The following is an 11,036-nucleotide window of genomic DNA, read 5'->3' on the forward strand; positions in this document are numbered from 1 at the left end:
ATTCCTCCTACTCATTTCTTGGATCGAGGATATCACGGATGGAATCCCCAAGCATATTAAATACAACAACTACTACAAAAATAGCAAGACCCGGGAAGATCATCAGCCACGGAGCGGACTGCATACACGCTCTTCCTTCATTCAGCATATAACCCCATTCCGGTGCCGGCGGCTTCGCGCCAAATCCCAGGAAGGACATTGCTGCCAGTTCCAGCATCATGGAACCTATATCTGTCGCAGCAGTAATGATCAGTGTAGGAAGTGCATTTGGAAGCATATATCGAAACAGCATATACGGTGTTTTGGAACCGGTAACGATCGCTGCTGATACATAATCCCTGTCACGGATCTTCATAACCAGGCTTCGTGCCAGACGCGCATATTTGGTCCAGCTTACTACTACAATAGCGATGATCGCATTTTTGATACTTGCGCCCATAATACCTGCAACAGCAAGAGCAAGTACCAGTCCTGGGAAAGCAAGCATCATATCTGCAATTCGCATAATAACAGCATCAATGACACCTCCGAAATATCCTGCAAGGACTCCGGTAACAGTTCCCACCAGAAAGATCAGGGCAACAACACCAAAGGTTGCTGACAGAGATGCACGTGCTCCATAAATAACTCTTGAAAAAATATCCCTGCCCATTTTGTCGGTTCCAAAAATATGTTCCTTGCATGGCGGAAGCAGTGCATCTACCAGAGAACCTTTTAACGGGTCAACCCCTCTGGTTACCACCGGTGCAAATACTGCTGTCAGAATAATACAGACTGCAAGAATAGAAAACACGACAAAAGTTTTATTTGCTAAAAATCTGTTTTTCTTTTTCATGATTCTACTCCTTTAAACGCATACGTGGATCAATATAAACATAAGATGCATCAACGATCAGGTTAATGACCATATAAATCAGGGCAAGCCATAATACATATCCCTGGATCAGATTGTAATCACTGGATGTGATTGCTGAAACTGCAAGGTTTCCAAGACCCGGATAAGAGAAGATTACTTCTACAACACTGGTTCCTCCAAGAAGTGATCCTATGGAAAGACCAAACATTGTGATCAGCGGAAGCAATGAATTTGGAAATACATTGCCCCAGATAATCTTTGATTTCTTTACTCCTCTTGCCTGTGCACCGATCACATAATCCTGACTCAGTTCATCCAGCACCGCTGTTCTTACCTGTCTGGTATATTTGGAAGACATTGCAATCGCAAGTGTCAAAGCCGGAAGAAACAGACTCTTAAAGTCTCCCGCAGAACTGATAACCGGAAATGCATTGATATAAACACAGAATGCCAGCATTAACAGAAGTCCAACCCAGAAGTTAGGCATCGCACATCCGAGGAATGTAATTCCCCGGACGAGATAATCGATCCATTTATCTTTATATATGGCAGACAACATACCTAAAGGTACAGAAATAACCAGCATAAGGATCATGGCCATTAATGTAAGTTTCAAAGTCGGCCATAATCTGGCTGCAAGAAGTTCTGTAACTGGTTTATTTAAGCTGTATGATTTGCCAAAGTCACCTTTCAGACAGTTCTTAAGCCATCTGGTATACTGCACCAGAAACGGATCATTCAGACCAAGTTCCTCGCGTGTCTCCTGAACCATTTCTTCAGTAGGCATTACACCGGTTGCCGTGTACATGTTTCGTACAGGGTCACCTGGTGACATAAAGGTCAGTGCAAATGTAATAAAGCTGATACCGATCAATACGATCACAATCTGTAATAAACGCTTGATTATTTGCTTTTTACTCAAAAAAGACACCTCTTTTTATTTCTGTTTGTAACTATTCAGTAACTTCACAATTCGCAGACTTTTCTTATTCTGCAGGAGTAATTTCTGTTGACAGCCAGTAGTAATCTGCTGTATGGATATGTGCAGAACCAACTTTCTTACTGTAGATCATAGATGAGTTGTAGTATCCATCAATCAGAACCGCTGCATCATCTACCAGGATCTGCTGCATCTGGAAGATCAGATCTTTTCTCTTTTCCGGATCCATTTCACCTTTTAATTCTTCATATAACTTATCATAGTCCGGGTTGGAGTATGCGCAGTAGCTGGTATCAGTTGCCCAGTTAGCCATATATGCCAGAGGATCTCCGGTACCAACAGTGATCCAGTTATTGTTATTAAAGTCATAATCCAGTGCTGCAAGTTTACTCCACTGATCATCTGAGCTTCCGTATTCAGGAACAACACCGATGCCGATTTCTGCAAGATACTGTGCGTGAGCATCTGCAAAGTCATTCAGAAGACGGTTTTCATAAGAAATATATCTAAGGTTGATATTCTGGCCATCCAGTTCACGGATTCCATCTCCATCTGTGTCAACGATTCCTGCATCATCCAGAATCTGTTTTGCTTTTTCCGGATCATAGGTATATGGATTCTCAAGTTTGTCGTAATCATAGTTCAGAGTAGATGGCAGTACGGAAAATCCTGGTGTATAAAGTCCACCGATTGTTCTGGAATTACAGATTGTATCATAGTCAATTGCCATCAGGATTGCCTGACGAAGTGTTTTGTTTCCAAGAACACCATCAAAGTTCATCCATGCAAATCCGCAGCGTACACCGGATGCAATATCAACAGTAAAGTCATCACTGTCCTGGAAATCCTGAATATCTGCTACATTTGTGATATTCTCAACCAAGTCTACCTGACCACTCTGGAGAGCCATTGTTTTTGCGGAGTTATCTCCCATGAACAGCAGATTGATCTTATCGTATGGAACATCTTCACGATAATACTCATTTGCAGCTAATGTATAACCAACACCTACACCATTGAATTCTTCAATCTTGTATGGACCTGTTCCAATAATTCCATTATCGTAGTTTTCAATATGTTCTACATCTGTGATTCCCATAGTTGGGTGGCAGAGCTGTCCTACAAGGTTTGCATATGGTTTGCTTGTTTTGATGTTAATAGTATTTGCATCATCATCTACAGTAACTTCTGCTTCAAATTCCAGATATTTCTCCGGTTTGGCAGATCCGGAAGGTCCTACCTCTTTCATGTGATCAAAATACTCTTTTACCTTTGTCGGAGTTAAATCACATCCGTCAGAGAATTTAATTCCGTCTTTCAGCTTGATCGTCCATTCTGTATGCTCGTCATTTACTTCATAACTCTCAGCAAGCCACGGGATAACTTCCATATTGTCATCGAATTTAAATAATGCTTCAGCAATACCATATCTCATAGCATTCCATCCACTGTTTTCATCATTTGCACTGTTTACACATCCATCTGTGTACATCTGACATCCGAAGTTTAAAACCTTCTCATCACCCTTCGCCTGTACAGTAACTCCCATTAATAATGCAACTGTTGTTGCCGCTGCTAACACAAGTAATTCTCTTTTTGTTTTTTTCATCCTTTACTTCCTTTCTTTTTTTGTTTCTTCGTTGTTTTTCTTCCTTCTCATACTGTCCATTCCTGTGATTTTGAACGAAAAAAAAGACAGATGCTCCCACATCCGTCACGAAATCTTACCATTAAAGAATCAAACATATATATGCAACACATGAAGTTGTAACTCTTAATCAGGATTTCTCGTCGTCCGCAAGAATCTCTTTTACCAGAAATAAGCAGGTCTCCTGACTTAAGCTTACCCATTTTCAGCACCTTCCCAGAAAAATATCTTCCAGTGGCATTCAGCTGAAAACCAACTATCACAGTGACGGGATCGTACCGGATTTACACCGGTTTCTCTTTTAATCAGACCAGCAGGACGCTTCTGCTGGTCTGAACTTATCTCTAAAATCATTAAATGACCGTATGAATACTCATCTATCATAACATACCATCATGTATACGTCAATTATTTTAGACTCTTATTTTCTATCTATTTTTCCGTAAATTTCCGGAATTTCTCAAAATTTGTTTCCGGTGTATAGGATTTCAGAACTTCCATCATGTCCTCTACACTATATGTATTATCATACATTCCAATAGATAACGCATACTGCTTATTAAACTCATCTACTGAATCCGCTGTCCAGAATGACTGCTGCAGCCGGAAAGCACTTCCATCTTCACGGTAATCTTCTGCAAAGCCTTCCAGAGCATTTTTCATGGCAACAAATGATGGTGCAACGATAGCACCGTATTTTCCTACAAGATAGTCGATTCTTTCCTTGCCGTTATATCCCTTTTTATTAAACATTTCGTATGTATCTTCTGTAAAACAGTCAATGGAACCCAACAATACATCTGTACTGTTCTCTTCTTCATAAGCATCAATTATCTTGATAAAATCACTTGCGCTCACTACACTCAGAATAACATTATACTCTCCTGTATTCAGCGAATCAGCCAGCTTTTCATCCAGGTGATCTTTTGGATACCCCGGAACCAGAGTAATCTTAATGTCACTGCCTGTTTCAATTTCTTCAGTATCCTGCGTATTCACCAGTTCTTCTACAGACTTCTCATATGACAGGCCATATGCTTCCTGAAGCTTATTCAGAATACCAATCGTTCTCAGACGATGCATCTCATTACCGATAGCAGATCCTCCACATGCTATTATGTAATGATTCTGGTTATTCTGATCCTCTGAAACAAAATACTCCGCCATATTGGCAGCCGCATCCATTTCTGTTTCAACAGATGTTCCTATTGTTCCCAGAAAATAAGGATTATCCTTTACTTTCTCATACATTTCATCACTGATCGTTCCTGAGCCACGTACATAATACATACCATATTCTTCACATACCGGAAGAACTTCTTCAAGATCTGAGGAAAGGAAAGAAATAATTCCCTTTACATTTCTTTCATGAAGCTCGTTGATAAAGCTGATTTCTTCTTCTGCTGTACTTATACTGGAAGAATATAAAAACTCGACATCAAAAGCCATGCCGACATAATTTTCAAAATAATTTCTAAATGCTCTTACTTCTGCATCATTCAGATTATATACGGACACTCCTATTGTCATTTTTCCGTCCTGATTTGTTGTATCACTCTGAGTGTCAGCTGCCATAACTGAAATACTGGTGCAGGTAAGCAGCATAATCATTGTCAATATAAAACTTATTATCTTTTTCATTCCTTTTTTACCTTTCTGTCGTATTTGTATAAAAATTCAAGTTTTCTTTTCTCACATCCTTTCCTGAAATAAAAAAGATCCTTTTCTTAAAATGTATTTTAGGTATAAAAATAAAGCCTTTCTTATACACCGTAAGAAATAACCTTTTTTAATGCAAGCAGGTCTCCTGACTTAAGTTCATCGCATTTTATCGTCTTCCCGCCTCTTAAGCAGTGACATATATGATAAAAAGCTCCCTTTTACAGTGGCGGGACCGTACCGGACTTGCACCGGTTTCCCTTTTAATTCCATATTACTGGAAACATGCATTATTTTTATAATATGATATCAGGGGCTAAAAGTCAAAAACTATTTTTACTCCGCGCTAAGGCTTTTCCCCAACTTCATTATATTTTTATTATATAATTCCATTTGGTTAACGTCAATAATTTACATCTAATATTTATATGTTTTTTTATTCACTTTTACTATGGTCTTGAATATTCAGATTCCAGTATCTATTCCATAATAAGGGTCTCTTTGCAGCACTACCTTCTCTTGTGGCATTTCTTTGTTTATGCTAAAATATTTTTACTACTATAAATGAGCAAATATCTAAAAGTGCACAAAATTCATAGCTGGTTGTGCACATTACGCGAACATTCAACTGCTTTATACTTTTTGCTATCCGCATACCGTGGATTCAATTGTACAGTTTTTCAAATTTGCTCATTTATAGTTTACTATATAATAAAAACTTACAGTATATCATTTTACAAAATCAGGAAAGAGGCGAAATAAATTGAACATTGAAGATTCCTGTATTTCCTGCATTGACACAGACTGGTCCTACCAGCTTGCCAGACGCATGGAAAAAGAGAAAACAAACCCTGTTCTGGGCTATCGTACTGCAGGTTCCGCTGCAGAAACAGCTACAGGAGATATGTTATACAGGGAAATGAAAGCTATCGGACTTACCGATGTAACCAGAGATACATTCTCACTGGACGGATGGGAATTCGAGAAGGCAGTCCTGAAATTTACAGATGATGACGGGCAGGAACACACCTTTCAGATGGGCGGATATCAGACAAATTTCGAGACAGACGGATTTGAAGATTATGAACTCGTTTATCTGGGAAAAGGAACTGCCGCAGATTATGAAGGCATAAACGTAAAAGGAAAGCTGGTTATGGTTGAGATCAACCAACGCGACGAATGGTGGATCAGCTTCCCTGTTTATCAGGCTTATCTGCGCGGCGCTGCTGCCCTGATCGCAGTTCAGGCAAACGGCTACGGAGAAATCGCAGAAACTGCGCTGAATGCACAGGATATCGCAGGTCCTGATTTCGCACCTGCATTCTCCCTGTCTCAGGCAGATGCACGTATCCTGAAGCGTGCCCTCCGGAATAAAATTTCCGCCTGCGAAGACAATACCGCTGATTCAGAAGATATCCGTAACACTCCAGAACAGGATGCTGCTTTATTACGCAGATCCTCATTAAAAGTATCACTGGATGCCCGTTCCAGAGTGATCCCGGACACAACAGCAGGCAATATCACAGGTAAAATACAGGGGACTGAGACAGACTCTATGATCCTGCTGTCCGCACACTATGATTCCTATTTCGATGGATTCCAGGACGATAATGCAGCAGTCGCCATGATGCTCGGCATTGCCCGTGCACTGGTAAAGGGCGGCTATAAACCTGCCCACACTCTCGTCTTCTGTGCAATGGCTGCCGAGGAATGGGGAATCATTGATTCCAAATACGACTGGTCAACAGGAGCCTACAATCAGGTATTCCGCGTACATCCTGACTGGCAGGGTAAAGTGATTGCAGACCTGAACTTTGAACTTCCTGCACACGCACACAATACGCAGGATGCCATCCGCTGTACCTATGAATATGCAGATTTCATCAGACAGTTTACAGACAGCCTGACTGTCCCGAAGGAAGCATATCCTGACGGGATTACAGTTCTCTCTCCCATCGAGACATGGTCTGATGATTTCTCCATGGCAATCGCAGGTATCCCATCCACAGTCAATGACTTCAGCGCCGGGCCATTCATGCAGAATTATTATCATTCCCAATATGATAATCAGGATGTTTACCAGGAAGCTGTCTATCAGTTTCATCATGAATGCTATCTGAAGCTGATCATGACCATTGACAGACTTGTCCTGCCACCGATGAATTTCAGTAATACCATGAACGCGGTCGCAGACAGTATTCACGAAAATGCCCTTTCATTTGCAGATTCTGAACAGGAAACTCTGCTTCAGAACTTACGGACAGCCACCGAATCTGCCAGAAATATTTACAAAAAAATATGCCAGATCAACGAAGAATATGCTGCACTTTCAGATTCCGTATTCCGCAGAAATTTTCGTTCCAAATGGGAACCTGTCGGGCTGAAACTGCTGAAGATTTTCCGCAAAGCTCAGGACTATCTGGTGCGTCTCAACTGGCAGGACGAAGTAATTTTCCCACAGGAAGCCGCTTCCAGAAATATCCGGCAGCTGGAAAAAGCCTGCCAGGTTTTATCTGAAGGAAATATCACAGATGCGCTGAAAGCACTCTATCGTGTAGACAACAACATGTACGCATTCCTTTTTGATGAAGAAGTATATTACCATTTCACCGAATACATTCTTCACCAGCCCAAAGATCGCCTGATGTGGGGTGCCGGACGTATCATGCATCATGAAAATCTTTACGGAATCGTACAGAAATTAAAACAGCGCCTGGAAGAAGAGAATCCGGAACTAGACGGAGAGATTCGCCGTCTGGAAGCTGCTCTGCGCAGACAAAAAGCTTATTACAAAGATGATATCCGCTACCTGAATAGCTCTGTCAGCAAACTGTCAGCCATGTTTAATGACGTTTTTAACTCGCCAATTCTATAACGAATGAGTTTTCAAACACACTCTATAGCAATTCCAGAAAATAATGCAACTAAAATTTCATTTTCTGATGGGCTAGATTAATTGCACTATCTTATAGATTACTATAATCCATTGAAAAAAATAAGGAGATTCATACATACTATGGAAAGCGATAATTTATATCGAGTACAAGAAGAAGATTTACCACGATTACAGAAACTCTTAACCGTCTGCTTCGCACAGGATCCTCTGTATCACACCCTGATTCCGGATGATGCAACCAGAGAACGCCTCCTGCCGGAACTCTTTTCCTGCGACCTTACAGAATTCTACCAAACCTGTGAAATCTACTCTGACAGCAGTGAATTAAACAGTATCCTGGTCGTTTCAGATGAAAGTGAACCTTACAACGTTCTGCAATATTGTCTCACCGAAGCCAAGGCGCTGCTTACCACTGACGGATGGCTGATCAAAGAAGATCCCAGCCTGAAGACTTTCTGGAATTTTATCCAGGGCAAAGACTACCTGAATTCCAGCTGGACAGACCAGCTCCACCAGACAGACCGCCTTCATGTAATCTATCTTGCAGTAGATCCCGGACACCAGCACCACGGACTTGCCGACCTTCTCATGGAAGAAGTAATCGACTACGCGCAGAAGCACAAAATGTTAATCTCCCTGGAAACCCATAATCCGGAAAATGTCCCTATTTATGAGCATTTCGGATTTAAAACATATGGAATTGTAGAAAAACATCACTTCGGTCTAAAACAATACTGCATGATTCGCGAAGCTACTGTATAAGCGTTCCTGAAAGCAGATTCCGAAATCCGATAAATTAACCTATTTTCTGCTTAAAATTTTGTCTATTTCTACACCTAGTAATATTTATATTTTTATATTAAAATGATACGTAGATGTTAGGGATTGTATGTTTTTGCCCTCATCACACACCTGTACCATGTGTACCCTGACAGTGTTACTACTCACGAAATAAATCGTATTATTTCATCATACTTTTTATCGGCAATATCCCATACCCCCATTACCGGTAAATAGGTGAATAGCGACTCTGCCATCAACTGGTATCAGAGTGGAGCACCGTTTTTATATTCCATGGGTACACATCTATAATACTAATAAGGAGGACTTAATTAATGGTACGCAATGCAATGAGCGCAACAGAATTTTATATTTTACAGTATTTATGGACCAGAGAAACACCTGCAACCTTCGCTGAGATTATGGTTCATTTTAATGAGGTTGAAAAGAAAGCATGGAAGAAACAGACTGTAAATACATTCCTTTCACGTCTGTCACAGAAGGGCTTTTTAAATATAGACAAAAGTGGAAAACGTGCGATTTATATTCCCTCTGTCTCCTCAAAAAAGTTTTATGAAAACTACGCAAAAGAAATCGTTGACGACTCCTACGAAGGATCCCTTAAAAATTTCATATGCGCATTCACAAAAGGCCATAAATTAACCGGTGCAGAAAAAGAAGATTTATTAGCTTACATCCAGACACTTTAATTAAATCAGATATTTTTTCTGTATCATATGCATGATATTGATTTCAGGAAAATTTAAGGGGCTGTCAATCGACAGCCCCTTGTTTATTTTCATAATCTTCAATATTATCCTGTGTAACTTTATGATAAGGTGTACGCACATATTTTCCGTCTATCAGAGGAATATTCTCCTTTGTTCCGTTTGTAGCGATTGCAAAAGCCAGATTTAGCATCTCCTGTGCCTGCCCCTCTTTATCATTATAAACAGTTCCAAGCATTTCTTCATTTCTCACTGCATCAAGCCCTGCATCCGTACCATCAATTCCAACAACACCGGGCCACTCCTCTTTTGGAATTTGAGATGCTTTCAAAGCATCTATTGCTCCCAATGCCATATCATCATTATTGGCAATGATAAGTTCAATTTTTCCATTAAACTGAGTCAGCATAGCCGCTGTTTTCGTCTGTGCCTGAGCTCTGTTCCAATTTGCGATTGCATATCCCAGTTTCTCTGTTTCTACACCTTTTTCAACCATCGTATTTACTGAATATTCCGTACGCACAATAGAATCCTGGTGACCGGCCTCGCCTTCAAGCACTACATACTGACAGATACCATCACTGTTTTTATCCATAGCTGCATTCTCTTTAAATGCATCTGCTGCCAGTTCTCCTTCCAGTGTCCCTGATTCCGAAGCATCCGCACCCACATAGTACAAATCTTTCCAGCGTTCGAGATCCTCAGCTACCAGTTCACGATTAAAGAAAATAATCGGAACATTATTATTCTCCGCAAGATCAGTTATTGTTGTAGGCTCTGTACGATCAACCAGATTCACACATACCACATTACAGCCCTTCTCGATCAGACTTTTGACTTGCTCATTCTGTGTCAGCTGGCTTTTAGAAGCATCCAGAATCTCCAAATTGATCGTCACTTTGCTTTCTTCTTCCTTATCTGCCGCATATTCCGTAAATTCCGTCATCATCTCCGAAAGAAACGTATCATACTGGTCATATAAAGTGACTCCTATCTTTATATTTTTGACGGTTTCTTCTTCGCTGCTTTTACATCCTCCGGCAGTAACAGCTACAATGCATAAAGCCCCTGCCAGTGCCAGATATTTTCTGCCCATTCCTTTTCCCCCGTTATTTTATCCATTGTTTCCGGTTCAATATCATCTTACCGTCGGAAACAAAATCCAGCTTGTCTCTTCATCATACAGATTTTCTTTCGTCACTTCGAAAAACTCAACCTCTATCTGATCTGTTTTATCTGTATAATATCTGATGTTCTGTGCCGCCATAGCTATGCTCTGATATCCCATATAATATTCATTTGGAACTATAAGTTCCTGTATCAGTCCCTTGTCAAGATAATATACCAGTTTTTCGGAACAGCCTTCTCCATAAATTCTCCAGGAAATACTATCATCAGTCAATCGGATATTCGCAATCCGCTTTCGCTACTTGCTCATAACCGAATAACTGCTTCGCAGTTTATCAGGAGGGGCTTGTACCCCTCCTGATACAAGTAAGTCCCCACCCACTGCTTATTGCTCTTCGCAA

General features: G+C 40.6%; 9 protein-coding genes and 2 riboswitches. Of the genes, 3 read left to right on the top strand and 6 right to left on the bottom strand.

Annotation, left to right across the window (positions count from 1 at the left end; translation table 11 throughout):
• Positions 1–7 precede the first annotated feature (7 nt).
• From nikC to WKT11_RS18765, 4 genes are all read right to left on the bottom strand, one after another.
• Positions 8–835: a nickel transporter permease gene (gene nikC / locus WKT11_RS18750; RefSeq protein ID WP_008707164.1), complete on the bottom strand. Its 828-nt coding sequence runs from the start codon at positions 833–835 to the stop codon at positions 8–10.
• A 4-nt stretch (positions 836–839) separates the two neighbouring features.
• Entirely contained in the window at positions 840–1,787 is a 948-nt protein-coding gene (gene nikB / locus WKT11_RS18755; protein ID WP_306452298.1) for a nickel ABC transporter permease, read from the bottom strand.
• A 55-nt stretch (positions 1,788–1,842) separates the two neighbouring features.
• Positions 1,843–3,405, bottom strand: coding sequence for an ABC transporter substrate-binding protein (locus WKT11_RS18760; RefSeq protein WP_117676949.1), 1,563 nt, complete (start codon positions 3,403–3,405; stop codon positions 1,843–1,845).
• Positions 3,406–3,601: 196 nt separating this feature from the next.
• Positions 3,602–3,801, bottom strand: a riboswitch (cobalamin riboswitch).
• A gap of 75 nt (positions 3,802–3,876) precedes the next feature.
• Positions 3,877–5,085: a hypothetical protein gene (locus WKT11_RS18765; RefSeq protein WP_117676950.1), complete on the bottom strand. Its 1,209-nt coding sequence runs from the start codon at positions 5,083–5,085 to the stop codon at positions 3,877–3,879.
• 139 nt (positions 5,086–5,224) lie between these two features.
• Positions 5,225–5,407: riboswitch (cobalamin riboswitch) on the bottom strand.
• A gap of 525 nt (positions 5,408–5,932) precedes the next feature.
• Between WKT11_RS18765 and WKT11_RS18770 the strand changes: the two genes are divergently transcribed.
• The 3 genes from WKT11_RS18770 to WKT11_RS18780 all read left to right on the top strand — a co-directional run bounded on the left by WKT11_RS18770 (position 5,933) and on the right by WKT11_RS18780 (position 9,489).
• A complete protein-coding gene (locus WKT11_RS18770; RefSeq protein ID WP_118630609.1) occupies positions 5,933–7,978 on the top strand; it encodes a M28 family peptidase in 2,046 nt (681 codons plus the stop codon).
• Positions 7,979–8,119: 141 nt separating this feature from the next.
• Positions 8,120–8,761, top strand: a complete 642-nt coding sequence (locus tag WKT11_RS18775; RefSeq protein WP_117676951.1) for a GNAT family N-acetyltransferase — start codon at positions 8,120–8,122, stop codon at positions 8,759–8,761.
• Between the two features lie 353 nt (positions 8,762–9,114).
• Positions 9,115–9,489: a BlaI/MecI/CopY family transcriptional regulator gene (locus WKT11_RS18780; protein WP_117676952.1), complete on the top strand. Its 375-nt coding sequence runs from the start codon at positions 9,115–9,117 to the stop codon at positions 9,487–9,489.
• 64 nt (positions 9,490–9,553) lie between these two features.
• Here the strand turns inward: WKT11_RS18780 and WKT11_RS18785 are convergent, their stop codons facing one another.
• Together WKT11_RS18785 and WKT11_RS18790 are read right to left on the bottom strand one after the other, a co-directional pair.
• Entirely contained in the window at positions 9,554–10,603 is a 1,050-nt protein-coding gene (locus WKT11_RS18785) for a galactose ABC transporter substrate-binding protein (RefSeq protein ID WP_340285578.1), read from the bottom strand.
• Positions 10,604–10,645: 42 nt separating this feature from the next.
• Positions 10,646–10,909 carry a hypothetical protein gene (locus tag WKT11_RS18790; RefSeq protein ID WP_118410700.1) on the bottom strand — a complete coding sequence of 88 codons (264 nt, stop codon included), beginning with the start codon at positions 10,907–10,909 and terminating at the stop codon, positions 10,646–10,648.
• Positions 10,910–11,036: the final 127 nt, after the last annotated feature.

The organism is Blautia sp. HCN-1074 (assembly GCF_037890165.1).
In the GTDB taxonomy this organism is placed as follows: domain Bacteria; phylum Bacillota; class Clostridia; order Lachnospirales; family Lachnospiraceae; genus Blautia_A.